This is a genomic window from Agrococcus carbonis (assembly GCF_900104705.1).
Lineage (GTDB): Bacteria > Actinomycetota > Actinomycetes > Actinomycetales > Microbacteriaceae > Agrococcus > Agrococcus carbonis.
Map to the genome: position 1 here is coordinate 669,992 of NZ_LT629734.1, position 24,741 is coordinate 694,732.

General features: G+C 74.1%; 23 protein-coding genes and 1 riboswitch. Of the genes, 10 read left to right on the forward strand and 13 right to left on the reverse strand.

Features of this window, described 5'->3' with window-relative positions; genetic code table 11:
- Positions 1–6: 6 nt before the first annotated feature.
- The 9 genes from gcvP to BLT67_RS03285 form a co-directional block, all read right to left on the reverse strand.
- Complete coding sequence (gene gcvP / locus BLT67_RS03245) at positions 7–2,850, reverse strand: aminomethyl-transferring glycine dehydrogenase (protein WP_092665698.1); 2,844 nt, start codon at positions 2,848–2,850, stop codon at positions 7–9.
- Positions 2,850–3,209 (reverse strand): glycine cleavage system protein GcvH, encoded by a 360-nt coding sequence (gcvH, locus tag BLT67_RS03250; protein WP_092665699.1) that lies wholly within the window; start codon positions 3,207–3,209, stop codon positions 2,850–2,852. Before gcvH ends, gcvP begins: the two co-directional genes overlap by 1 nt.
- 2 nt (positions 3,210–3,211) lie before the next feature.
- Positions 3,212–4,330 (reverse strand): glycine cleavage system aminomethyltransferase GcvT, encoded by a 1,119-nt coding sequence (gene gcvT, locus BLT67_RS03255; RefSeq protein WP_092665700.1) that lies wholly within the window; start codon positions 4,328–4,330, stop codon positions 3,212–3,214.
- 62 nt (positions 4,331–4,392) lie between these two features.
- Positions 4,393–4,479: riboswitch (glycine riboswitch) on the reverse strand.
- Between the two features lie 30 nt (positions 4,480–4,509).
- Entirely contained in the window at positions 4,510–4,890 is a 381-nt protein-coding gene (gene mnhG, locus BLT67_RS03260; protein ID WP_231945562.1) for a monovalent cation/H(+) antiporter subunit G, read from the reverse strand.
- Entirely contained in the window at positions 4,887–5,225 is a 339-nt protein-coding gene (locus tag BLT67_RS03265) for a monovalent cation/H+ antiporter complex subunit F (RefSeq protein WP_092665701.1), read from the reverse strand. Before BLT67_RS03265 ends, mnhG begins: the two co-directional genes overlap by 4 nt.
- Entirely contained in the window at positions 5,225–5,755 is a 531-nt protein-coding gene (locus tag BLT67_RS03270) for a Na+/H+ antiporter subunit E (protein WP_092665702.1), read from the reverse strand. Before BLT67_RS03270 ends, BLT67_RS03265 begins: the two co-directional genes overlap by 1 nt.
- On the reverse strand, positions 5,752–7,260 hold the full coding sequence (locus BLT67_RS03275; RefSeq protein ID WP_092665703.1) for a Na+/H+ antiporter subunit D: 1,509 nt from the start codon (positions 7,258–7,260) through the stop codon (positions 5,752–5,754). Before BLT67_RS03275 ends, BLT67_RS03270 begins: the two co-directional genes overlap by 4 nt.
- Positions 7,260–7,718: a Na(+)/H(+) antiporter subunit C gene (locus BLT67_RS03280; RefSeq protein WP_092665704.1), complete on the reverse strand. Its 459-nt coding sequence runs from the start codon at positions 7,716–7,718 to the stop codon at positions 7,260–7,262. The genes BLT67_RS03275 and BLT67_RS03280 overlap by 1 nt, the downstream gene beginning before the upstream one ends.
- Positions 7,715–10,558 (reverse strand): Na+/H+ antiporter subunit A, encoded by a 2,844-nt coding sequence (locus BLT67_RS03285; RefSeq protein ID WP_092667497.1) that lies wholly within the window; start codon positions 10,556–10,558, stop codon positions 7,715–7,717. Before BLT67_RS03285 ends, BLT67_RS03280 begins: the two co-directional genes overlap by 4 nt.
- 103 nt (positions 10,559–10,661) lie before the next feature.
- Here BLT67_RS03285 and BLT67_RS03290 point away from each other — a divergent pair, with 103 nt between their 5' ends.
- Genes BLT67_RS03290 through BLT67_RS03300 form a run of 3 tightly spaced genes read left to right on the forward strand, consistent with a single transcriptional unit; the run spans position 10,662 to position 16,093 of the window.
- Positions 10,662–11,828, forward strand: coding sequence for an exonuclease SbcCD subunit D (locus tag BLT67_RS03290; protein ID WP_092665705.1), 1,167 nt, complete (start codon positions 10,662–10,664; stop codon positions 11,826–11,828).
- A gap of 52 nt (positions 11,829–11,880) precedes the next feature.
- On the forward strand, positions 11,881–14,922 hold the full coding sequence (locus BLT67_RS03295; protein WP_092665706.1) for an AAA family ATPase: 3,042 nt from the start codon (positions 11,881–11,883) through the stop codon (positions 14,920–14,922).
- A gap of 10 nt (positions 14,923–14,932) precedes the next feature.
- Positions 14,933–16,093 carry an LOG family protein gene (locus BLT67_RS03300; RefSeq protein WP_092665707.1) on the forward strand — a complete coding sequence of 387 codons (1,161 nt, stop codon included), beginning with the start codon at positions 14,933–14,935 and terminating at the stop codon, positions 16,091–16,093.
- Positions 16,094–16,195: 102 nt separating this feature from the next.
- Here BLT67_RS03300 and BLT67_RS03305 read toward each other — a convergent pair whose 3' ends face one another.
- The gene (locus BLT67_RS03305; protein ID WP_092665708.1) at positions 16,196–16,909 is read right to left on the reverse strand and encodes a hypothetical protein; all 714 of its coding nucleotides are present in this window, start codon (positions 16,907–16,909) and stop codon (positions 16,196–16,198) included.
- Positions 16,910–17,043: 134 nt separating this feature from the next.
- On the opposite strand from BLT67_RS03305, the gene BLT67_RS03310 reads away from it, so the two are divergent.
- Positions 17,044–17,529 carry a general stress protein gene (locus tag BLT67_RS03310; RefSeq protein WP_092665709.1) on the forward strand — a complete coding sequence of 162 codons (486 nt, stop codon included), beginning with the start codon at positions 17,044–17,046 and terminating at the stop codon, positions 17,527–17,529.
- On the opposite strand, the gene BLT67_RS03315 is transcribed toward BLT67_RS03310, so the two are convergent.
- Complete coding sequence (locus tag BLT67_RS03315; protein WP_092665710.1) at positions 17,501–19,003, reverse strand: MDR family MFS transporter; 1,503 nt, start codon at positions 19,001–19,003, stop codon at positions 17,501–17,503. The two genes, BLT67_RS03310 and BLT67_RS03315, sit on opposite strands and share 29 nt — an antisense overlap.
- A gap of 88 nt (positions 19,004–19,091) precedes the next feature.
- Positions 19,092–19,499, reverse strand: a complete 408-nt coding sequence (locus BLT67_RS03320; RefSeq protein ID WP_092665711.1) for a VOC family protein — start codon at positions 19,497–19,499, stop codon at positions 19,092–19,094.
- A gap of 71 nt (positions 19,500–19,570) precedes the next feature.
- Between BLT67_RS03320 and BLT67_RS03325 the strand changes: the two genes are divergently transcribed.
- The 6 genes from BLT67_RS03325 to BLT67_RS03350 all read left to right on the forward strand — a co-directional run bounded on the left by BLT67_RS03325 (position 19,571) and on the right by BLT67_RS03350 (position 23,612).
- Positions 19,571–20,212, forward strand: a complete 642-nt coding sequence (locus tag BLT67_RS03325; RefSeq protein ID WP_092665712.1) for a TetR/AcrR family transcriptional regulator — start codon at positions 19,571–19,573, stop codon at positions 20,210–20,212.
- Entirely contained in the window at positions 20,209–21,255 is a 1,047-nt protein-coding gene (locus BLT67_RS03330; protein WP_231945563.1) for an FUSC family protein, read from the forward strand. Before BLT67_RS03325 ends, BLT67_RS03330 begins: the two co-directional genes overlap by 4 nt.
- 65 nt (positions 21,256–21,320) lie before the next feature.
- Positions 21,321–21,929, forward strand: a complete 609-nt coding sequence (locus BLT67_RS03335; protein WP_092665713.1) for a CDP-alcohol phosphatidyltransferase family protein — start codon at positions 21,321–21,323, stop codon at positions 21,927–21,929.
- Positions 21,930–21,939: 10 nt separating this feature from the next.
- Positions 21,940–22,383, forward strand: coding sequence for a hypothetical protein (locus BLT67_RS03340; RefSeq protein ID WP_092665714.1), 444 nt, complete (start codon positions 21,940–21,942; stop codon positions 22,381–22,383).
- Positions 22,384–22,385: 2 nt separating this feature from the next.
- On the forward strand, positions 22,386–22,862 hold the full coding sequence (locus BLT67_RS03345; protein ID WP_092665715.1) for a GyrI-like domain-containing protein: 477 nt from the start codon (positions 22,386–22,388) through the stop codon (positions 22,860–22,862).
- A gap of 87 nt (positions 22,863–22,949) precedes the next feature.
- Positions 22,950–23,612, forward strand: coding sequence for a DsbA family oxidoreductase (locus tag BLT67_RS03350; protein WP_092667499.1), 663 nt, complete (start codon positions 22,950–22,952; stop codon positions 23,610–23,612).
- Positions 23,613–23,984: 372 nt separating this feature from the next.
- Here the strand turns inward: BLT67_RS03350 and BLT67_RS03355 are convergent, their stop codons facing one another.
- Positions 23,985–24,734, reverse strand: coding sequence for a class I SAM-dependent DNA methyltransferase (locus BLT67_RS03355; RefSeq protein ID WP_092665716.1), 750 nt, complete (start codon positions 24,732–24,734; stop codon positions 23,985–23,987).
- Positions 24,735–24,741: the final 7 nt, after the last annotated feature.

Consider the following 24,741-nt stretch of genomic DNA (forward strand, 5'->3'; position numbering starts at 1 on the left):
GCTGCATCAGGCGAACGCCTCCACGGGCGGGCAGCTGCAGACGATGTTGCGATCGCCGTAGGGCTGGTCGATGCGCGACACCGGCGGCCAGTACTTCGCACGCTCGACGCCCGGCACCGGGAAGACCGCCTGCTCGCGCGAGTACGGTCGGCTCCACTCGCCGTGCACGATCGAGCCCGCGGTGTGCGGCGCCCGCCGCAGCGCGCTCTCCTCGAGCGGCACCTCGCCGCGACCGATCGCATCCGCCTCGGCCTTGATCGCGATCATCGCGTCGATGAACCGGTCGATCTCGCCGAGGTCCTCGGACTCGGTCGGCTCGACCATGAGCGTGCCCGCGACGGGGAACGACATCGTCGGCGCGTGGAAGCCGTAGTCGACGAGCCGCTTCGCGACGTCGTCGTTCGTGACGCCGGTGGCCTCCTTGAGCGGGCGCAGGTCGAGGATGCACTCGTGCGCGACGAGGCCGTGCTCGCCCGTGTAGAGCACCGGGAAGTGCTCGCGCAGGCGCGCCGCGACGTAGTTGGCGGCGAGCACGGCGCTCGCGGTCGCCTTCGTGAGGCCCTCGAGCCCCATCATGCGCACGTACGCCCACGAGATGGGCAGGATCGACGCCGAGCCCCACGGCGCGGCCGACAGCGGGTTGGCGCCCACGAGCACGCCGTCGACGACCTGGGCCTCCTCGCGCGGGTCGCGCGGCAGGAACGGCGCGAGGTGCGCCATCGCCGCGACGGGCCCCACGCCGGGACCGCCGCCGCCGTGCGGGATGCAGAAGGTCTTGTGCAGGTTGAGGTGCGAGACGTCGCCGCCCATGTCGCCGAACGTCGCGTGGCCGAGCAGCGCGTTGAGGTTGGCGCCGTCGATGTAGACCTGGCCGCCCGCCTCGTGCACGAGGTCGCAGACGCGGCGGATGCCGGACTCGTAGACGCCGTGCGTCGACGGGTACGTGATCATGAGCCCGGCGAGGTCGTCGGCGTGCGCCGCGATCTTCGCCTCGAGGTCGGCCATGTCGACGTCGCCGTTGGCGCTCGTCGCGACCACGACGACGCGGCAGCCCGCGAGCACCGCCGACGCGGCGTTCGTGCCGTGCGCCGACGCGGGGATGAGCACGACGTCGCGGTGCTCCTCGCCGCGCGAGCGGTGGTAGCCGCGGATCGCCATGAGGCCCGCGAGCTCGCCCTGCGCGCCGGCGTTCGGCTGCAGCGAGACGGTGTCGTAGCCGGTGATGCGCGCGAGCCACTCCCCCAGCTGGTCGACGAGCGCGAGCGAGCCCTCGGCGTCCTCGAGCGGCCCGTACGGATGCAGCGCCGAGAACTCGGGCCACGTGATGGCCTCCATCTCGGCAGCGGCGTTGAGCTTCATCGTGCACGAGCCGAGCGGGATCATGCCGCGGTCGAGCGCGTAGTCGCGATCGGCGAGCCGCTTGGCGTAGCGCATGAGCTGCGTCTCCGAGCGATGGGCGCGGAACACCTCGTGCGTCATGAACTCGCTCGTGCGCGCGAGCGTCGACGGGATGGCGCGCTCGCCCTCGCCCGCGGCGTCGAGGCCGAGGGCCTCGAGCAGGCGCGACAGCGGCACGCCCGTGCCGACCTCGGCCCACGTCTCGTCGAACGCGACGTGGAGCGTGTCGTCGTCGACGACGTGCACGAGGATGCCGGCGTCGGCCGCGCTCGACTGCAGCTCGCGCGCCCGGCCGGGCACCCGCATCCGCACCGTGTCGAAGAACGCGTCGTGCACGAGCTCGACGCCCGCGCCGCGCGCGGCGGCGGCGAAGCGGGTCGCGACGCCGTGCACGCCCTCGGCGATCGCGGTGATGCCGTCCGGCCCGTGGTACACGCCGTACATCGACGCCATGACGGCGAGCAGCACCTGCGCGGTGCAGATGTTGCTCGTCGCCTTCTCGCGGCGGATGTGCTGCTCGCGCGTCTGGAGCGTGAGGCGGTAGGCGGGATAGCCGTCGGCGTCGACCGAGACGCCCACGAGGCGGCCTGGCAGCTGACGCGTGAGCGACTGCTCGACCGCCATGAAGCCCGCGTGCGGGCCGCCGAAGCCCATCGGCACGCCGAAGCGCTGCGACGAGCCGACGGCGATGCGCGCACCCTGGTTCCCGGGCGCCTCGATGAGCGCGAGCGCCAGCAGATCGGCGGCGGCGACCGGCACGCCGCCCATCTCGGTGCTCGCCGCGAAGATGCCGCTCGCGTCCCACACGAGGCCGGATGCGCCCGGCAGCTGGGCGATGACGCCGAAGGAGTCGGGGAGGTCGGCGGGCTGCGTCTCGGCGAGCGGCAGCTCGACGAGCTCGATCCCCGTCGCGTGCGCGCGGTGGCGGAGGAGCGCCTTCGTCTGCGGCAGCAGGTCGGCGTCGACGACGAAGACCGACGAGGCCGACTTCGACGCGCGGCGCGCGAGCAGCATCGCCTCGACCGCCGCGGTGCCCTCGTCGAGCATCGAGGCGTTGGCGATGTCGAGGCCGGTGAGGTCGGCGACCATCGTCTGGAAGTTGATGAGCGCCTCGAGCCGGCCCTGGCTGATCTCGGGCTGGTACGGCGTGTACGCGGTGTACCACGACGGGTTCTCGAGGATGAGGCGCTTGATCGGCGCGGGCGTCACGGTGCCGAAGTAGCCGAGCCCGATCGCGCTGTGGCGCACGCGGTTGCGGCTCGCGAGCCCGCGCAGCTCCGCGAGCGCCTCGGTCTCGGTCGCGGCCTCGCCGATGCCGGTGCCCGCGGTGCGGATGCCCGACGGGACGGCGGCGTCCATGAGCGCCTCGAGCGAGTCGTAGCCGACCGCCGCGAGCATGGTGCGCTGCGCCGCCGCATCGGTGCCGATGTGGCGGTCGACGAACGGGCGCATCAGGCGGTGAGCTCTCGGTAGGCGGCCTCGTCGAGCAGCTCGGGCTGCTCGCTGAAGCGCAGCTTCACGAGCCAGCCGGCGCCCTCCGCGCCGGAGTTGACGAGCGTCGGGTCGCCGGCGACCTCGTCGTTCACCTCGACGACCTCGCCGGCCGCCGGGGCGATGAGCTCGCCGACCGACTTCGTCGACTCGATCTCGCCGAGCGACTCACCGGCCGCGAACGTGCGGCCCACGCCCGGCAGGTCGACGAACACGACGTCGCCGAGCTGCGCCTGCGCGTAGTCGGTGATGCCCACGGTGGCGACGTCGCCCTCGGTGCGCACCCACTCGTGGTCCTTCGTGTACTTGGTCTCGCTCATGGTCAGGCCTCTCGCTTGTAGAACGGCAGCGGAGTGACGGCGGCGGGCAGCTGCGTGCCGCGCACGTCGACGCTCAGGGTGGTGGAATCGGCCGAGCCGGGCTCGACCATGGCCATCGCGATCGGATGGCCGAGGGTGGGCGACAGCGCGCCGCTCGTGACGGCGCCGACGACGCGGTCGCCGTCGAGCACGGGGTAGCCCGAGCGCGGCGCGCGGCGGCCGTCGGCGGTGAGGCCGATGAGCACGGGCGCGCCCTCGGCGGGGCCCTCCTCGACGGCCGCGCGGCCGACGAAGTCGCCCTTCGTCTTGAGCGCGACGACGCGGCCGAGGCCGACCTGCGCCGGCAGCACGTCGAGCGAGAGCTCGTTGCCGTAGAGCGGCATGCCGGCCTCGAGGCGCAGGGTGTCGCGCGCGGCGAGGCCGCACAGCGCGAGGCCGTGCGCCTCGCCCGCGAGCACGATGGCGCGCCAGAGGTCCTCGGCCGCGTGCGCCGCGATGTAGAGCTCGAAGCCGTCCTCGCCCGTGTAGCCCGTGCGGGCGATGAGCACGTCCTCACCCTCGAACACGCCCGGCAGCGCGCGGTAGTAGCGCAGGGGCTCGAGCGGCTCGCTCTCGAGGCCGATCGCACCGACGATCGCGAGCGCCGCGGGGCCCTGCACCGCGACGAGGCCCGTCTGCTCGGTCTCGTCGACGACCGTCGCGTCGAAGCCGGCGATGCGCGCGGTGAGCGCCTCGAGGGCCGCGTGGCGGTTCGATGCGTTGGCGACGACCAGGAACTCGGCCTCGCCGGTGCGGTAGACGATGAGGTCGTCGACGATGCCGCCGTGCTCGGCGAGCAGGAGCGAGTACTTCGCCTGCCACGGCTCGACGGCGGAGATGCGGCCGGCGAGCGCGTGGTCGAGGAAGGCGGCGGCGTCGGGGCCGCTCACCCGCAGCTCGGCCATGTGGCTCAGGTCGAACAGGCCCGCGCGCTCGCGCACCGCCTGGTGCTCGGCGAGGTCGGAGCCGTAGCGCACCGGCATCTGCCAGCCGGCGAAGTCGATCAGCTGCGCGCCTGCGGCCTCGTGCGTGGCCAGCAGCGGCGAGCGCGGCCCGCCCCCCGATGCATCCGTCGCGGTCATGAGTCCTCCCGTGGTCTGGACTCCCCCACTGTCGCGGATCGTCTCGATCCGCTCCAGTGTGGCCTTCCCGAGCGGTTCTAGAACCTGAGAGTTTGGCGGGGAGGCTTGCTCCTTCGGTGCCCCCGAAGGGGCTCTCCCGCCCGGGCGTGCAGCGGCCGGCTGTGCGTGATGCCCCGATCCTACCGGGTCTCGCCGCCCCCTTCGAGATCCTCGTCGTCGGGCTGGTCCTCGGGCGTGCGGTCGTCGACCACGACGATGTCGGAGCGGAACTGCCCGGTGCGGTAGGCGGCCTTGCCCATCATCTGGGTCGCGACGGGCGCGGTGACCAGCTGCATGCCGGCGGCGAGCGCGAGCACGGTCGTCGCGCCGGGCTCCCGCAGCACGATCGCGAGCCCCGCGCACAGCAGCAGGAAGCCGAGGCTCTGCGGCTTGGATGCGGCGTGCATGCGGTTGAGCACGTCCGGCAGGCGCACGAGCCCGATCGCGGCGGTGAGCGTGAAGGTCGCGCCCAGCAGGATGAGCGCGGCGCCGACGATGTCGAGGATGCCCTCCAGCGTCATCGGGTCCCCTCCCCCTCGTCGGGGCGGTCGCCCTCGGCCGCCAGGTCGCGCGACTCCCCCGGATCGGGTCCGACGACGCCCTGCCGGCCGGCGACGAACCGCGCCATCGAGACGGTGCCCGCGAACGCGAGCAGCGACAGCACGAGGATGACCGAGAGCGTGTTCCCGTGGTGGTTGATCGCGGCCTCGACGGCGAGCGAGCCCGCGACGGTCGTGATGAGCACGTCGGTCGCGACGACGCGGTCCGCGGGCCCCGGGCCGCGGACGATGCGCACGAGGGTCAGCGCCGCGGCGACGAACAGCATCGTGCCGGCGATGATGAGCACGACATCCATCAGTCCACCTCCAGGAGCGCGCGGTCCTCGCGGGTGCCGAAGGCGCGCAGCGCCGTCGCCTCGGTGCTGAGGACCTTCGCCCTCGCGCGCTCGACCGCGAGCGGCGTCGAGGCGTCGAACACGTGCACGAGCAGCCAGCCCTCGCCCGCGTCGATCGCGACCGAGCCGGGAACGAGCGTCGTCAGCTCGGCGGTGATCGCGGTGATGAACGCCGAGCGGCTGCGGAGGTCGACGTGGATGATGGCGTTCTGCGTCGGTCGCCAGAACGCGAGCACCTTCGCGGCGACCTGGAAGCTCGAGACGGCGAGGCCCGAGAGGGTCACGAGGACGAGCCGCAGGAAGCCGAGCGGCCGGAACGACTCGAGCTCGGGCACGTCCGGCAGCGGGAAGAGCACCTGGATGAGGAGCGCCATGAGCAGGCCCCACACCGCGGCGCCGAGGGTGAGCTCGCCCCACAGCAGCATCCAGACGATCGCGAGGCCGATCGTCGCCGCGACGGAGACGCGGTAGCGCAGCGCGGGCCGCCTCATGGCATGGCCTCCTCGACCGCGGACTGGTAGGCACCGCCGCGGATGTCCACGGCCGCCCGGTAGGCGAAGTCGGTGAGCGGGCCGGCGATGACGGTCAGCGCGACGGTGATCGCCACGAGGCCGGAGGCCGCCACGACCCAGATGCGCGGCAGCACGCGCAGCGAGTGGACGCGGTCGTCGTCCTCGCCGCGGTCCTGCCAGAACGCGCGCTGCCACACGCGGATGACGGCGATGAGCGTCAGGAGGCTCGTCGCGACGCCCGCGACGACCGCGGCGAGCGCGAGCGGGCTGTCGGTCGCGAGCGCGGCGTCCATGAGCGCGACCTTGCCGAGGAAGCCCGACAGCGGCGGGATGCCGCCGAGGTTGAGGGCGGGGATGAGGTAGAGCGCCGCGAGCAGCGGCACCGAGGCGAGACCCCCGAGGCGCGCGAGGCTCGTCGAGCCGCCTACGCGCTCGATGAGCCCGACGACGATGAAGAGCGCCGTCTGCACGAGGATGTGGTGGACGATGTAGAAGATCGCTGCGCCGAGGCCGATCTCGGTGCCGAGCGCGATGCCGAGCAGCATGTAGCCGATGTGGCTCACGAGCGTGAACGAGAGCAGACGCTTGATCTCGCCCTGCGCGAGCGCGCCGAGGATGCCCACGAGCATCGTGAGGATCGCCACGACCAGCAGCAGCTCGGTGAGCGGGCTGTCGGGGAACAGGAGCGTCTGGAGGCGGACGATCGCGAAGACGCCGACCTTGGTGAGCAGGCCCGCGAAGACCGCGGTGACGCTCGCGGGCGCCGTCGGGTAGGAGTCCGGCAGCCATGCCTGGAGGGGGAAGATCGCAGCCTTGATGCCGAACACCACGAGCAGGAGCAGCTGGATGGTGAGCTGCATGCCGGGGTCGAGCGCGGCGAGCCGCTCGGGCAGCTGCGCGAAGCTCACGGTGCCCGTCGCGCCGTAGACGACCGAGATCGCCAGCAGGAAGAGCGTCGACGAGATGACGCTCACGACGACGTACGTCGAGCCGGCTCGCACTCGCTCGCGGGTCGCGCCGAGCATGATGAGCACGTACGAGGCGAACAGCAGGATCTCGAACCCCACGAAGAGGTTGAAGAGGTCGCCCGCGAGGAACGCGTTCGCGACGCCCGCCGTGAGCACGAGGAACGTCGGGTGGAACACCGACACCGGGGCACCCGCGGCGCTGTCGGCGATGTCGCGCCGCGAGGGGAAGATCACGACGATCGCGGTGACGATGCTCGACACGAGCACGAGGAGCGACGAGAGGCGGTCGGCGACGAGCACGATGCCGAGCCCGTCGGGCCACGCCCCGACCCACAGCACGACCGGACCCTGCGCATCCGCCGCGAGGCACAGCACGAGGGCGAGCACCGCGACGAGCGCGAGGGTCGTGGCGGAGACCACCCGCTGCCACGCGGGGTGGCGGGCGAGGATGAGCGTGACGCCCGCCGCGAGCAGCGGCAGCAGCACGGGCACCGGTACGAGGTTCGCGAGGTCCATCAGCGCACCCCCGTCCCGTCGGAGCGGCCGCCGGACTCGGAGTCGTCGGACGAGGAGTCGTCGGGGCCGGAGGTGTCGATGTACGCCTCGCTCGAGAGATCGGCTTCGGCGCGGCGGCGCACGATCGCGTCCTCGACGTCGTCGGCGACCTCGTCGTGGCCCTCGAGCTGGAAGGAGCGGTACGACATCGCGAGCAGGAACGCGCCGGTCGCGAGCGAGATGACGATGGCGGTGAGCACCATCGCCTGCGGCAGCGGATCGGCGATGCTCTCCGCCCCCTCGCCGACGAGCGGGGCGGCGCCCGCGGGCCCGGAGGCGACGAGGAAGAGCAGGTTGACGCCGTTGCCCGCGAGCATCACGCCCGCGAGGATGCGCATGAGGCTGCGCTCGAGCAGCAGGTAGACGCCCGCGGCGAGGAGCACGCCGCCGGCGATCGCGAGGATGAGCGTGGGGGTCATCGGCGCACCCCCTCGCCGGGCAGCGACCGGTCGGAGCGCCACTGGGGGCGCGGCGCGACGTTCTGCTCGCCGTGCAGGTCGACGCCCGCCCCGAGCGAGCGCACGAAGTCGAGCATCGCGCCGACGACGATGAGCCACACGCCGATGTCGAAGAAGAGGGTCGTGACGAGCTTCTGCTCGCCGAGCAGCGGCAGCACCGCCTCGATCGCGTACGACTCGCCGATGCGGCCGCCGATGAGCACGGGCCACACGACGCTCAGCACGACGACCGCCATGCCGCCGCCGAGGAGCTTGCCGGCGTCGAACGGCACGGCCTCGAGCAGCTCCTCGCGGCCGCCGGCGAGGTAGCGGACGGCGAGCGCGATGCCCGCGACGAGGCCGCCGGCGAAGCCGCCGCCCGGCTCGTTGTGGCCGACGGCGAGCAGGAAGATCGACACGAGCATCATCACGGGGAACAGCAGCCGCGTGATCATCTCGAGCACCGGGGAGGAGTGGAGCTCGTCGGTGAACGCGCCGCGCAGCCACCGGCGCCGCCCGCCGCCGCTCGAGGGCTGCCGCAGCAGGGCCACGCTCGCGACCGGGCGGCGCACGAAGATGAGGCTCGCGACGCCCGTCGCCGCGGCGAGCACGACCGAGACCTCGCCGAGGGTGTCCCACGCGCGGATGTCGACGAGCGTGACGTTGACGATGTTGAGGCCGTGCCCGAACTCGTACGCCTGCTGGTAGAAGCCCACCGAGATGGGCTCGCCCGTGCGGGCCTGCACGGCCGCGAGCGCGGCGATCGCGGCGAACGTGCCCACCGCGATGCCGAGCATCGCGCGCAGGTAGCGCGCGGCCCGCAGCGGCCGGTCGGTGAAGTACTTCGGGAGCCGGCGCAGCACGAGCACGAGCACGATGAGGAAGACCGTCTCGACGAGCGCCTGGGTGAGCGCGAGGTCGGGGGCGCCGTGCAGGAGGAACAGCAGCGCGACGCCGTATCCGGTGACCGACAGGAGCATGAACGCCTTGAGGCGCCCGCGCGTCGTCGTCGTGATGACCGCCGCGATGCTCACGATGACGGCCGTCGCGACCTGGCCGGCCGAGTCGAACAGCCGCACGTCGCCCGTGAGGGCGCCGGATGCGAGCAGCGCGATGCCGGGGAAGGCGACGACGACGAGGAGGATCGTCGTGAGGTGCATCGGCAGCGAACCGGTCTGCGTGCGGCCCGTGACCTCGACGGCGAGGCGGTCGAGGGCGCGCATGCCCGCGTGGTAGCCGCGCTCGAGCGGATCCTGCCCATGCGGGGCGCGGCGGCGGCCGCCGACCGCGCGGTGCACGAGCGCTCCGACGATCCACGCGAGGATCGAGGCGACGAGCGCAGGCGTGAAGCCGTGCCACAGGGCGAGGTGCGGCGCCTCCTCGCCCGCCGGCACCGTCGAGGCGTGGGGCGCGAGGAGTGCGGTGATGGTCTCCCCCGCGAAGCCCCCGACAAGGCCGAGGAGCGTCAGCAGCACCGGGGCGACCACGAGCCAGCCCGATGGCCGCTTGGGCTCGGTGACGAGGCGCCCGAAGAAGACGCCGAGCACGAGCCGCAGCGAGTACGCCACCGTGAGCGCGGCGCCGACGGCGATGCCGAGGAACGCGACCCAGCCGATCGCGGTGAGATCGCCCGTCGCGTCACCGAGCGCGGCGTCGAGCGCTGCCTCCTTGCCGAGGTAGCCGAGCGCGGGCGGGATGCCGGCCATCGACGCGGCCGACAGGATCGCGGCGCCCGCCACCACGGGCATCCGCCGTGCCAGGCCGCCGAGCTCGCGCAGGTCGCGCGTGCCGGTCGTGCGGTCGACGATGCCGACGACCATGAACAGCGCCGCCTTGAACACCGCGTGCGCGGCGAGGAGCGTGAGGCCGGCCTGCATCGCCGCCTGCGTGCCGATGCCGAGCACCGTCACGAGCAGGCCGAGCTGGCTCACCGTGCCGTGCGCGAGCAGCACCTTGATGTCGAGCTGGCGCATGGCGCGCACCGCGCCGAGCAGCATCGTCGCGATGCCGAGCGTCACGAGGCCCCAGCGCCACCAGGGCAGCTCGACGAACGCGGGCGTCATCGCCGCGATGAGGAAGATGCCCGCCTTGACCATCGCCGCCGCGTGCAGGAACGCCGAGACGGGCGTGGGCGCGGCCATCGCGCCGGGCAGCCAGTACTGGAACGGCACGATCGCCGACTTCGAGAGCGCGCCGACGACCATGAGCGCGGCAGCCCACGCCGCCGCGGCCGTTCGCGGCGGGTCGGCGATGGTCGCCGAGAGCGAGAACGTGCTCGTCTCGGCCTCGAGCATGAGGATGCCGACGAGCATCGTCAGGCCGCCGATGGTCGTCACGATGAGCGCCGTCTGCGCCGCGCGACGGTTGCTCGCCGACCGGTGGTTGAGGCCCACGAGCAGGTAGCTGAAGACCGTCGTGAGCTCCCAGCCCACGACGAGGACGATCAGGTCGTCCGAGAGCACGAGCAGCAGCATCGACGCGGCGAAGCCGGTGAGGAGGCCGACGGTGCGCGACGCGAGCGTCTTCGAGTCGAAGTACCACGCGCAGTAGACGAAGATGAGCCCGCCGACGCCGAGCACGACCATCGCGAGCAGCCACTGGAGGGCGCCGAGCCGGAGGTCGATCGCGACGCCGAGCGCAGGCATCCACTCGACGCGCTCCTGCAGCACCTGACCGGCGGCCATCGCGGGCCCCTGGAGGCCGAACCAGACGGCGGCCGCGAGGCTCGCGGCGGCGGGCAGCAGGAAGACGAACCGGCCCATGCGGCCGCTGAGCGCGCTCGCGACGACGCCGAGGACGGCGAGGATCGTCACGGTCAGCATCACGCGGGGCAGTCCCTCTCAGGGCGACGGGCAGGGGCTCCCTCCACCCTATCGGCGCGCGCCGCTCGCGCTGCGCGTCGGACGTCGCGTCTACCGTGGTGGCATGCGGCTCCTGCACACCTCCGACTGGCACGTCGGCCGCACGTTCCACGGGGCCGACACGGTGGATGCGCTCGTCGGCGTGCTCGGTGCGATCCCCCGCATCGTTCGCGATCAGCGGATCGACGTCGTGCTCGTCGCCGGCGACGTCTACGACTCGGCGATGCCGGCCGGCCGCCACGTGCGCGCGCTCACGGGGGCGCTCGCCGCGATCCGCGACGCGGGCGCGCAGATCGTGCTCGCGAGCGGCAACCACGACTCGGCGCCCCGGCTCGGCGCGAACGCGGGCTTCGCGCGCGCCGGCGGGCTGCACCTGAGCACCGACGCCCTCGACCCCGACTCGTGGCTCATCGAGCTCGCCGACGAGCACGGCCCGGTGCACGTGTTCGCGATCCCCTACCTCGAGCCGGTCGCGCTGCGGGCGGCGATGCCCGAGGCGGGCATCGCGTCGCAGGCCGACGCGATGCGCTGGGCGATGGGTGCGGTCCGCGCGTCGCTCGCGGCCGCCCCCGCGCGCTCGGTCGTGCTCGCGCACTGCTTCGCGGCGGACGTCGCCGGGCGCGAGGCGAGCGACCTCGACGACGCGCCGCGCGACATCACCGCCGGCGGGCTCGACGTCGTGCCCGTGCCGGTGCTCGACGGCGTCGACTACGTCGCGCTCGGCCACCTCCACTCGCGCCAGCAGCTGCGCGAGGGCGTGCGCTACTCGGGCGCACCGCTGCACTACTCCTTCCGCGAGCGCTCCCCCGAGCGCGGCGGATGGGTGGTCGAGCTCGGCCCCGAGGGGCTCGCGTCGACGGCGTGGGCGCCGCTGCCCGTGCCGCGCGCGCTCACGACCGTCGAGGGCGAGCTCGAGGCGCTGCTCGCGGATCCGGCGCACGACGGCACCGAGGATCACTGGGTGCGCGCGCGCCTCACCGACCGGCTGCGGCCGATCGACGCGATGCGCCGCCTGCAGCAGCGCTGGCCCCACTGCGCCGAGGTCACGTGGATCGCGAGCGGCGCGGCACCGCAGATCGCGCTGCGCGAGCGCCTCGCGCAGCGCAGCGAGGCCGAGGTCGTCGACGGCTTCCTCGCGCACGTGCGCGCCGGCGTCGGGGCGAGCGAGGCGGAGGCGGAGCTCGTCCGCGACGCGCTCGCGCGGGTCGCGGCAGAGGAGACCGCGCGGTGAGCGCGATCGCGCTGCGACGCGCTCGCGCGTCGGCGGATCGCGGGGCCGGCCGATGAGGCTTCTGCGGCTCGAGCTCGCGGCCTTCGGGCCCTTCCGCGACCGCTTCGAGATCGACTTCGCGTCGTTCGCGGCCGACGGCGTCTACCTCATCGCCGGACCGACGGGCGCCGGCAAGTCGACGATCCTCGACGCGATCGTGTTCGCGCTCTACGGCAGCGCTCCGCGGTACGAGGGCGGCAGGGCGCACCTGCGGAGCGACCTCGCCGGGCCGGAGCACCCGACGTGGGTCGAGCTCGACTTCGAGGTCGGGGCGCGACGGCTGCGCGTCCGCCGCTCCCCCGAGTACGAGCGGCCGAAGCAGCGCGGCACCGGCACGACGAAGGAGAAGGCCTCGGCGACGCTGCTCGAGCGCGTCGACGACCGCTGGGAGCCGCTCTCGGTGAGCGCGGGCGAGGTGGGCACCGAGATCGGCGAGATCCTCGGCCTCACGAAGGTCGAGTTCCTGCAGGTCATCCTGCTCGCGCAGGGCGGCTTCGCCGAGTTCCTGCGCGCGTCGAGCGACGAGCGCAAGCAGCTGCTGCAGCGGCTGTTCGGCACCGGCAGCATGCGGCGGCTCCGCGAGCTGCTGCTCGAGGACGCCCGCGCCGCCGGCTCCGCGCGCGAGGAGCTCGAGCGGCGCCGCGACGACCGCGGCGCTCGCGCGCTCGCGGCGCTCGCCGCGCTCCGCGATGCCGACGGATCCGATGCCGACGGGGCGGGGGCCGAGGGTCCGGATGCCGACGCGGCGGATGCCGACGGGGCGCGCATCGACGCGCGCGTCCTGGCCGACGCCGCCGCCGAGCTCGAGGCACGGGTCGAGCGCGCCGACCGCGCAGCCGCGGTCGCGCTCGAGGCGAGCCGGGCGTCCCGAGCGGCGCTCGACGCGGCGACGGCGCTCCACGAGCGCTGGGCGCGTCGCACCGCCGCGAGCGCGCGGCTCACCGAGCTCGAGCGGCAGCGCGACGCCGTCGACGCCGATCGCCGCACCCTCGCCGACGCCGATCGCGCCGCCGAGGCCGCGGGCCCGCTCGAGCGCTGGGAGCGGGCCGACACGGCCGCCGACCGCGCCGCGGCAGCGCTCACGGATGCCGCGGCGCTGCTGCCGGACGGCGTCGACGCCGAGCGCGAGGCGGTCGAGCGCGAGCACGAGCTCGCGCAGGCCGCGGTAGCGCGCGCCGACATCGCGGCCGAGCTCGAGGCGCAGCTGCCGTCGCTCGAGCGTGCCGCCCGGCGCGCGCTGCAGGACGCCGAGCGCGCCGACGAGGCCGTGGACGGCGCGCAGCGGGAGCGCGCCGCCGCGCCCGCCGCGCGCGACGCGATCGTCGCCGCGCGCGAGTCGGCGGCGACGCTCGCGGCGGGGCACGCCGACGCGGAGACCGCGCTGCAGGCCGCCCGCGACCGGCTCGGGGCGCGCGACGAGGCCGACGCGCTCGAGCCGCAGCTCGCCGCCGCACAGGCGACCGCGGCGCGCACCGCCGCCGCGCAGGCCGAGGCGGGCGCAGCGGCCGCGCGGCTGCAGGCGGCGCGCATCGCCGGCATGGCAGGCGAGCTCGCCGCCGCGCTCGTGACGGGCGAGGCGTGCCCGGTGTGCGGGTCGCTCGAGCATCCGGCGCCGCACGCGCCCGGCGACGACCCCGTCTCGGCCGACGACGTCGCCGCCGCCCTCGCGGACGCGGAGTCGGCCGCCGTCGCGGCGCGCGAGGCGAACGACGCGCTCGCCGGCCTCGAGCGCCGGCACGCCGCCGCCGAGGCGCGAGCCGGCGAGGGCGACCGCGAGGCGCTCGCCGCGCTGCTCGACGAGGCGCGCGCACGGCTCGACGCGTGCACGCACGCCGTCGCCGAGCGCGAGCGCCGCACCGAGGAGCTCGAGCGCCACGATCGCGAGGCCGCCGAGCGCGACGCGCGGATCGCGCAACTCGAGTCGGCCGCGGGCGCCGCCCGAGCGGCGGCGGCCGGCGCGGACGCGCGGCTCTCCGACGCGCGGGCGCGGCTCGCGGAGGCGCTCGAGGGGCATGCGTCGGCGCGGTCGCTGCAGGCCGCCGCCACCGCACGCGTCCGAGCCCTGCGCGGCTGGATCGACGCGGCGGCCGAGCGCGAGCGCGCGGCCCGGGAGCAGGCCCTCGCGGCTGCCCAGGGCGGCAAGGCGCTCGAGGAGCACGGGCTGCCCGACCGCGGCGCCGCCGCGGCGATGGCGCTGCCGAGCACCGAGCGCACCGCGCTGCGCGAGCGCATCCGCGCGCACGACGACGCCCTCGCGAGCGCTCGCGGCGTGCTCGCGCAGCCCGAGCTCACCGACCTCCCCGAAGCCCCCGAGCTCGCCCCGCTCGAGGCCGCGCACGCCGACGCCGAAGCCGCCGCAACCGCCGCCGCCCGCTCGGCGACCGCTGCGGCGACGACCCGCGACCACGCCGCGAGCGACCTCGCGGCCGCGACCGACGCCATCCGCGCGCTCGCCGACGGGGCCGAGGCCGCCGCGACCATGCGCGCGCTCGCCGCCGCGCTCAACGGGGAGAACGAGCTGCGGCAGGACATCGAGACCTACGTGCTCGCGACCCGCCTCGGCGCGATCATCGACGCCGCGAACCTCCGGCTCGCCGCGATGACCGAGGGTCGCTTCGCGCTCCAGCACGACGAGACGACGGCCTACCGCAAGCGGGCGAGCGGCCTCGGCATCCAGGTGCTCGACGCCCACACCGGCGTGCCGCGCACCGCGAGCTCGCTCTCGGGCGGCGAGACGTTCCTCGCCTCGCTCGCGCTCGCGCTCGGCCTCGCCGACGTCGTACAGGCCGAGTCGGGCGGCGTCTCGCTCGAGACCCTCTTCGTCGACGAGGGCTTCGGCTCGCTCGACCAGGACACGCTCGAGGCCGCCCTCGCGACGCTCGACGACCTGCGCGCCGGCGGCCGCAGCGTCGGCGTGATCAGCCACGTGCAGCAGATGCAGGAGCGCATCCCCTCGCGCATCCGGGTGACGCCCGTGCCCGGCGGCGGCAGCCGCATCCGCGTCTCCGCCTCCGGCGCCACGAGCCCGCAGGGAGGCGCCGGGAGCGCTGAGTAGGCTCTCGCGCATGCGCGACTTCGACCAGCGACCGCAGCACGGGCGCCGCCTCGACATCTCGTCGCTCGCGGCGTTCGACCACTTCGCGCGGCACGCGACGAGCATGCACGGCTGGCGCATCCAGGACGTCGACCTCTCGGGCCGCGCCGACGCGCTCGCGCGGCTCGACGGCGACGGGTCGCTGCTGCTCGGCGCCGACCTGCCCGAGGGCGCCAAGGAGCGCCTGATCGGGCAGGGGGCGCTCGTGTTCGACGACGTGCCGCACGTGCCGTTCAACGCCTATCGCTCGACCCTCTACACGCCCGACGAGCTCGTCGACGGCCTCGAGCACGGCTACGGCGCGACGTTCGACGCACGCGTCTACGCGTGGTCGCGCACGCGGCACCACGACATCGCCGACACGCTCGCGGCAGCACTCCACGACCACTCGATCGACGACGCGCTCGCCGAGTGGGTGCAGGGCAAGCGCATCGTCGGCATCATGGGCGGCCACGCGCTGCGGCGCGACTCGGCGGAGTACCGGCGCACGGCGCACCTCGCGCACGGCCTCGCCCGCGCGGGCCGCGTCGTCGCGACCGGCGGCGGGCCGGGGGCGATGGAGGCGGGCAACCTCGGCGCCCGCGCGGTCGCGCTCACGCCGGAGGAGCTCGACGACGTGCTCGACGAGCTCGCCGCGGTGCCGTCGTTCCACGGCTCGATCCCCGCCTGGATCGCCTCGGCGCGCACCGTCGCCGCCCGCGTCGGCGAGGGCGTCTCGCTCGGCATCCCCACGTGGCACTACGGCCACGAGCCGCCCAACTCGTTCGCGACCGCGATCGCGAAGTACTTCCAGAACTCGGTGCGCGAGGACATCCTGCTGCGCGTCGCCAGCGCGGGCATCGTCGTGCTGCCGGGCGGCGGGGGCACCGTGCAGGAGATCTTCCAGGACGCGTGCGAGAACTCCTACGCCGAGGAGGGCGCGTGGGCGCCGCTCGTGCTGCTCGGCGAGCGCTACTGGAGCGAGACGCTGCCCGCGTGGCCGCTCCTGCAGGCCGTCATGCGCGGCCGGCCCGGCGAGGCCGGCATCGCGCTCGTCGACGAGGTCGCGGATGCGGTGGCCGCGATCGCGGCGTTCGAACCGGCCCCGAGCGGAGCGTCGCTGCACGCGGCGGCGCCGGAGGATCGGCGGTGACGGAGGTCAGGACGAACGGGTCTCGCGACGCGAGCGGCCTGCGGCCGCGCGCTCCTGGACCTTGAGCCCTCCGGGGGCAACGCCGCTGCGCGGCATTGCCCCCTACGGGCTCAACTCCCCCGCGATGCGGTGCTCGAGATCGCGGGTCGTCGTCTCCGGCAGCGCGATGAGGCCGTCGAGCTCGCGCCGCGCCTGGCGATAGGCGCTCTGCCGCTCGGCGGGCGTGGACGCCTCGTTCTCGGCCACCGCCATGAGCCGCTGGGCGGTCTGCAGCCGGCTGCGCTCGGCCTCGGTGAACTGCGTCTGGGCGCGCCGCTTCGCCTCCCGCACGGCGGCCTCGAAGGCGACCTCGTAGTCGCGCACCGCCTCGCGGTAGCGCTCGAGCGCGCCCGCTGGCCGCAGCTCGGCCGCCGCGGCGGGCCGCAGCCCCTCCGCGACCCGCTTCGCGCGGTGGAAGGTCTGCGTGAGCGGTTCGCGCATGTCGGTCACGAGCGGGTAGTCGATCAGCTTCGCCACGTCGAGCTCGAAGTCGAGCCAGCGGCGGTCGACCTCCTCGTGGTCGGCGAGGATCCGCTCGATCTGCCGGTCGCGGTCGGCGCGCTGCGCCGCGAGGTCGGCCGCGTCGTCGGCGGGCGTCGGGAGGGGCGCCGCCGCGAGCGGCTGCACGGGGGCGCGGCGGATGCGCTCGAGCTCGATGCGGTCGCGGCGCCGGCGCTCGTTGTACTTCGCGACGCCGCCGATCCATCCGCCCACGACCGGGCCGACGATGAAGATCAACCACCAGTAGCCGCTGACGAAGCGCAGGATCTCCTCCACGCCTCGAACCTACCCGCCCCGCGACGGCGGCGCCCGCCGTGGCGCCGGGTTCGGCGCAGTCCCAGGCCGGGGTGGAAGCCTGGATGGGTTGCGGGGGCCTCCCAGCGCCTCCGCCGGAAGCGAGAGGAGCCACCATGTCCGACGTGCAGAATCCGCTGCAGGGCCGCACCCAGCCCACGCCCCCGTCGACGACGATCGCCGAGTTCGACACCTACGAGGAGGCGCAGGCCCTCGTCGACCGCTTGAGCGACGCGCGGTTCCCGGTCGAGCACGTGCGCATCGTCGGCACCGGCCTCAGCTCCGTCGAGCAGGTGCTCGGCCGCATGACCTACGGCCGCGCAGCGATCAGCGGGGCGCTCGGCGGCGCGTGGTTCGGCCTCTTCGTCGGCCTGCTGTTCGGCTTGATCCTCGCCGACTCGTGGTCGTGGATGCTCTGGGCCGTGCTCATGGGCGCGGCGTTCGGCATCATCGCCGGCGTCGTGCAGCACGCCATGACCGGCGGCAAGCGCGACTTCACGAGCGTGCGCACCATCCAGGCCGCGCGCTACGGCGTGCAGGTCACGAACGAGCACGCCGCGGCCGCGGTGCAGGTCATGGGGCGGGCGACGCCGACGCCGTGACCTCGTGCTCGGGCTCGTCGGCCACCGCGTCGGCGGGCTTCCGCAGCCAGAAGGTGGCGACCACCCCGAGCAGCCACAGCGCGGCGGCGCCCATGAAGGCGACGCGCGCGCCCTCGAGCAGGGCGTCGCCGTGCGACAGCCCCTGCTCGAGCAGCTGCCCCTGCCGGGTGGCCATGATCGTCACGAACGCCGCGGTGCCGGCGCCGCCCGCGACCTGCTGCACGGTGCCGACCATCGCCGACCCGTACCCGTACAGGTGGCCCGGCAGCGCCGCGAGCGACACGGTGAACAGCGGCGGGAACGTGAACGCGAAGCCCAGCATCAGCACCATCTGCATGATGAGCACCGCCCACCACGGCGTCGTCGGCTGCAGCGTTGTGTAGAGCACGAGCGCCGCCAGCACGACGAGCGCGCCGGGGATGACGAGCGGCCGGGGACCCCAGCGGTCGTAGAGGTTGCCGACCACGGGGCCCAGCAGGCCCGACAGCAGCGCCCCGGGCATCGTGATGAGGCCGACGTGCAGGGGCTCGAGCCCCATGGAGTCCTGCAGGATGAGCGGCAGCATGATGAGGCTGCCGAACATCGCGGCCATCGCGATGGTCATGACGACGACGGATGCGGTGAACAGCGGGTGCCGGAAGGTGCGCAGGTCGAGCAGCGCGTCGTCGGTGCGCTGCAGGCGCAGCTGCCGGAGCACGAAGCCGAGCAGGGAGACCACGCCGACTCCGAGCGCCGTCGGCAGCTGCCAGGCCGGCAGCTCCTCGACGCCGATGAGCGAGAGGCCGTAGACGAGGCCGCCGAAGCCGAGCGCGGCGAGCGGGATGGAGAGACCGTCGAGGCGTGGGCGGTGCTCCTGCGGGCGGCCACCGAGCGTGCGCGCACCGGTCAGCAGCATCGCGAGCGCGAGCGGCGCGACGCCCAGGAAGATCCAGCGCCAGGAGGCGAACTGCAGGATCGCGCCCGACACGGTCGGCCCGAGCGCGGGCGCCGCCGACATCACCATCGAGATGGTGCCCATGAAGGCGCCTCGCCGCGTGGGCGGCACGAGCTGCATCACGGTGGTCATGAGCAGCGGGAACACCACGGCGGTGCCGGAGGCCTGCACGATGCGGCCGAGCAGCAGCAGCGGGAACGACGGTGCGAAGCCGGCGATGACCGAGCCCGCGACGAAGAGCGCCATCGCGGTGACGTAGAGCGAGCGCTTGCTGAACCGCGCCATCAGCCAGCCAGTGGTGGGGATGACGACCGCCATCGTCAGCATGAAGGCGGTGGTGAGCCACTGCGCGGCGCGCTCGTCGATGCCGAGCGCCGGATCCTCGATGAGGGTGGAGATCGCCACGTTCATCGCCGTCTCGTTGAGGATGACGACGAACGCCGAGACGAGCAGGGTGGCGATGATGAGGGCGCCGCCCGCGGGCAGGCGCTCGCGGGTCGCGTCGCGGGTCGCCCGTGCGGGCTGGGTCGTGGTGTGCATGTCGCTTCCGGGAAGGGCGCGACGATCCTGCGGGAGTGGTCCCGCGGGATCGCGTCGCTGCGTGAGGTGAGTGGAGCCGCGGGCCGGATCAGCCCTGCGGCGCCTCCATGAAGAAGAAGTCGATGATGTGGCCGTCAGGGTCGGTGAGCTGGCCGCCGTACATGCCCCACTCGTCGTCCCGGATCGGCTTCGAGAGGGTACCGCCTCCCGCGGTCCCCGCCGCACCCAACGCATCCACCTCGTCGCGGCTTCCCAGCAGCATGGCGAGGGCGTTCTCGAGCATGCCGCGAGGCGCGCGCCGCTGGTCGCCGGTGAGGAACCCGTCGAACTTCGCGTGCTCGAGCAGCATGATCGCCACCTGGTCGCTCACGACCATGCAGCTGGTGGCGTCGTCGCTGAACTGCGGGTTCCTGGCGAAGCCCAGCGCCTCGTAGAACGCGGTCGCGCGACCGATGTCGGCGACCGCGTAGTTCGGGAAGATCATCTGCACTGCCATGGCCGCTCCTGGGGTCGCGCGCTGTGAACGGCGTTCACATTAGCGCAGTCGCGAGCGTAGGATCAAGGGCGATGACACGAGCGGGCTACTTCCACGGCGATCTGCGCCGGGCGCTGCTCGACGCAGGGCTCGACGTCGCCCGGGAGCGCGGCCCCGAAGGGGTGAGCGTGCGCGAGCTCGCGCGCATCGTGGGCGTCGCGCCGTCGGCCGTCTACCGGCACTTCGCGGGCCACGACGAGCTCATCTCGGCGCTCGCGCTGCGCGCGCAGGCGATGGTGGCGGATGCGATGGAGCGCGAGATCGAGGCCGTGCCAGCCCGCGATCCGCGCGCGTGGGCGGATGGCGCGATCGCCGCCGTCGGCATCGCCTACGTGCAGTTCGCGTGGGCCGAGCCGGGCCTGTTCCGGCTCGCGTTCCGCGCGCACCGCGACCTCGACGCGGCGCACCACGACGGCGCGCGCGGCGCATCCGGCCGCACCCCCTACGAGCAGCTCGAGCGCGCGCTCGACGCGCTCGTAGCGAGCGGCGAGATCACCGCCGAGCAGCGCGCGGGCGCCGAGGCGCTCGCGTGGTCGGCCGTGCACGGCTTCGCGACGCTGACAGTCGAGGGGCCGCTGCGCTCGCTCGACGCACCGGTGCGCGACGCGCTGTCCCGCCGGGTGGTCGAGATGGTGCGGCTCGGCCTGTCGGCGACGGCGGAGGGTGCACGGTGACCCGCGCGCGCGACGAGTTCATGCAAGCGCTGCTCACGTTCGGCCCGCACAACAGCGCCCACTGGGTCGCGATCCGCGCGAGCATCAGCACGGCCCTGCCGCTCCTCGTGCTCGTCGCCATCGGGCATCCGGAGTGGGGCGCGTGGGCTGCGTTCGGCGCCTTCGCGTCGCTCTACGGCCGCAATCGCGTGCACCTCACGCGGCTCATGATGCAGCTGACCGCGGCAGCGGTCATGGTGGCAGCCGTCGGGCTCGGCTCGCTCGTCGCCACGCTGCCAGCGCCCGTGTGGCCGATGATCGCCCTCGGCGCGCTCTTCGCCGGCCTCGTCTCGATCGTCTCCGACGCCGAGGACTGGCATCCGCCGGGCCCGTTGTTCGCGCTGTTCGCCTTCAGCGGCTCCGCTTCGCTCCCCGACATCTCCCTCGCCGACGCGGGGCTGGCGACCGGCGTCGCTGCCGCATCCGCCGCCTTCGCCGTGCTCGTGGGCTCGGTCGGCACGGCGTGGCGCAGGATGCGCGGGCTGCCGCCGCTCGAGTCGCTCCCGGTCGAGCGCGACTACCGGCTCTCCGCCGGAAGGCGCGTGCAGCTGCGCCGCGTCGCCCGCTACGCGCTCAGCGTGCTGCTGGCCGGCTCGATCGCGACCGCCCTCGGCATCGGCCACCCGTACTGGGCGATGGTCTCCGCCGTCGTGCCCGTCTCCACCGGCACCTTCGTCGCGGGCCTCGCGCGCGGCACCCAGCGCATCGTGGGCACGACCGTCGGCGTGCTGCTCGCGGCCGCGATCCTCGTGACGCGGCCGAGCGACCTCGTGCTCGTCCTCATGATCGCGCTCGTCGCGTTCGGCACCGAGCTGCTCGTGGGCCGCAACTACGGCATCGCCATGATGTTCGTCACGCCGCTCGCGCTGCTCGCCGTGCACCTGTCGAGCCCCGTGCCCGTCGAGCAGCTCGTCGTCGACCGCCTCGTGGAGTCGATCGTCGGCGCGCTCGTCGGGATCGCGGTGGGCTTCGCGACCCGCCGGTGGGGGGCGCGGCTCGTCTGACCGGCCGCCGCGCGCGGCGCTGCCGCGGCCCTGTGCCGCCTCGGGCGCTGTGCTATCAAGAGGGCATGCGCCTCATCTCGGCCAGGGATCGCGATCCGGCCGACCCGTACTTCACGCGGGTCGTGACGCTGCCGAACGCGATCACGCTCGCGCGCCTGCTGCTGCTGGTGCCGGTGTGCTGGCTCATCGTGGCGGGCACCCCCGGCTCGTGGCTGCCGGTCGTGCTGCTGGGCATCTGGGCGTCGACCGACTGGATCGACGGCGTGCTCGCGCGCGCGCTCGACCAGTCGTCCCGGATCGGCGAGGTGCTGGATCCGATCGCCGACCGCATCGGCGTCATCGGCGTGACGCTCGCGCTCGCGCTCGCGGGCGCGCTCGACTGGTGGATCCTCGCGGTGATCGCGGGCATCGACGTGCTCTCGGTGCTCTTCGCGGGGAGGGCTGCGCGCGACGGCAGCATCCACGTGTCGTGGCTCGGCAAGACGCGCACGGCGGTGCTCCTGACCGCGATCGTCGTCATCCTGCTGGGCCACACCGTCCTCCCCGCCGCGACGCCCGTCGGTATGACGCTCATGCTCGTCGGCGTCGGTCTCCACGTGATCGCCGGGATCGACTACCTGCTGCAGGCGCGTCGCCTCCGCCGGGTGCAGACTGGGAGCGCACCGGATGCGTGAGGAGGACGCGATGACCGCATGGCACGAGGAGCGCGACCGGCTGGCCGCGCAGGTCGAGGATCTGATGGCCGGCTGGCACGACTCGGTCGAGCGCGTGCCCGGCGAGGACGGCGACGACGACACGATCGTCGGCCGCGACGGCGAGCACGTCTCAGCGATCCTGCTGCTCGACGAGGAGAACGTCGAGGCGATGGCCGAGGCCGAGGCCGACGGCACGCTCGCGCAGTGGCTGCGCGACGAGCTCGCCGAGGACGCCGACCGCGACGAGGACGACCTCGACGACGACGAGGACGACGACCTCGAGGACGCCGCCGACGCATGGCTGGGCGACGACGACGCCGACGACGACGGCGAGACGACCGCCCCCGCCGTCGTCGCATCCGACGATGACTACGACCTCGACGACTGGGACGACCCGGAGGCCGACGCGCTCATCGACGAGCTGCCCCGCTGATCATGGTCACCGAGGGCGCACCCGAGATCGTCGAGCTCGAGCGCACGACGATCGCGGCGATCCGCGAGACGGTGCCCATGGCCGAGATCACCGCGTTCTTCGACCGGGCGTTCGGCACACTCATGCGCGTGCTGCAGAGCCAAGGCCTTGCGCCGGCCGGGCCGCCGGTCGGCGTCTACTGGTCGATGCCGACCGACCGGGTCGACGTCAGCGTCGGGTTCCCCACTGCGCGGGAGGCCGTCCCTGCCGGTGGCGTCGCCCCCGAGCACCTCCCGGGAGGGCGGGCGCTGCAGCTCACGCACGTCGGCTCCTACGACTCGATGACCCGGTCCTACGACCGGATGGTGCGGTGGGCGGGCGAGAGGAGCCTCGAGCTCGGGCCGATGATGTGGGAGACGTACCTCACGGAGCCGTCGCCCGAGGGCGACGCATCAGCGGCCCGCACGCTCATCACCTGGCCGCTGCGCGACGACGCCTGAGCCGCCCGCGCGCCCACCGCGCCGCTGCCCGCGAGACGGCAGAGCGCATCCGGAATCTTCCTCGACGATCGTGCGTTGGCCTCCAGCATGCAGATCGACATCTGGTCCGACGTGGCCTGCCCGTGGTGCTTCATCGGCAAGCGCCGGTTCGAGACGGCGCTCGGCGCCTGGGAGCACCGGGACGAGGTGCAGGTGACCTGGCACTCGTTCCAGCTCGACCCGAGCCTGCCCGAGCACTACGACGGCACCGAGGTCGACTACCTCGCCAACGTCAAGGGCATGCCGGTGGCCCAGGTGCAGCAGATGCTCACGCACGTCACCGAGCAGGCCGCCGGCGAGGGGCTGCGCTACGACTTCGACCGCCTCGTGGTCGCCAACAGCCTCCGCGCGCACCAGCTGCTGCACCTCGCGAAGGCGCACGGGCTCGCGGATGCGGTCAAGGACGCGCTGCTGTCGGCCCACTTCGAGCAGGGCGTCGACATCGGCGACGTCGACGCGCTCGTCACGATCGGCGCCCGCGCAGGGCTCGCCGCGAAGGAGATCCGCGAGGCGCTCGCCGACGAGCGCCACCTGCCGGCCGTGCGCGAGGACATCGCGCAGGCGCGGCAGATCGGCGTCACGGGCGTGCCGTTCTTCGTGTTCGACATGCGGCTCGGCCTCTCGGGCGCGCAGCCCGCGGAGGTCTTCACGCAGGCCCTCGACCGGGCGCGCGAGCTCGCGCTCGAGGAGGCGGCGCCGGTCGCCGAGTAGCAGGGAGGCCGCAGGTCGATGAGGCCGGAGGTCGATGAGGCCGGAGCCAAGTCCGTAGGTCGAGGAGGCCGCGGCCCGCAGGGCCGCTGCCGTCACGAGACCGGAGCCGACGAATCGCTCCCTCTGGTCTCGTGACGCGAGCGGCTGCGCCGCGCGCTCCTCGACCGACGGGAGGGGACGCATCGCCGGCTGCGCCGCGCGCTCCTCGACCGACCCTCGTAGGTCGAGGAGGCCGCGGTGCGCAGCGCCGCTGCCGTCACGAGGCCGCAGCCGACGGCTCGCTCCCTCTGGTCTCGTGACGCGAGCGGCTGCGCCGCGCGCTCCTCGACCGACGGGATCGGGGGCATCGCGCGCTGCGCCGCGCGCCGCGTCCTAGGGGCTCGGCCGGCGGGCCACGTAGACCCACTCGCGGCCCGGCCGGTCGGGCGCATCACGCACGTCGACGAGGTCGAGGCCCGCTGCGGCGATCGACGCCTCGATCGCCTCCCGCGTGCGGAACCGCAGCGTCGACGTCGAGTCGATGCGCACGCCGTCGCGGTGGAAGACCGTCGGCGAGTCGAACGTCACGACCGCTCCCCCGTCGTCCGCCTCGACGACGTCGGTCACCTCGACCCAGTCCTCGACTGGGCCTTCGTGCGGCACGTCGACGACCTGGCGACTGCCCTCGGGCGTCCACTCGAGCCACGCCCGCCGCTCGGGGCGTCGCGACTCGAAGACGAGCGCGCCGCCTGGCCGCAGCCGCTCGCACGCCGCGCCGAGCACCTCGTGCCATGCCGCATCGTCGACGAAGACCTGCGCGACGTTCGCGGTCATCGTCGCGACGTCCACCGCCATCGGGGGCAGCGCATCCGCCGTGCCCACGTGCCACGCCACCCGCCCTGCGCCGGGCTTGCCGCGCGCCACCGCGACCGAGGCCTCGGCCGGGTCGACGCCGACGACGTCGAGGCCGCGGCCGGCGAGCATGATCGCGAACGTGCCCGTGCCGCACCCGATGTCGAGCGCCGACCGCGCGCCGAGCTCGTCGACGACGAGCCGCTCGTAGACCTCGAGGTCGCTGCGGTCGGGGTCGAGCGCGTCGTAGACGTCGGCGAGGCGCGCGTCGGCGAACAGCGCGTCGGGCACCGTCGCC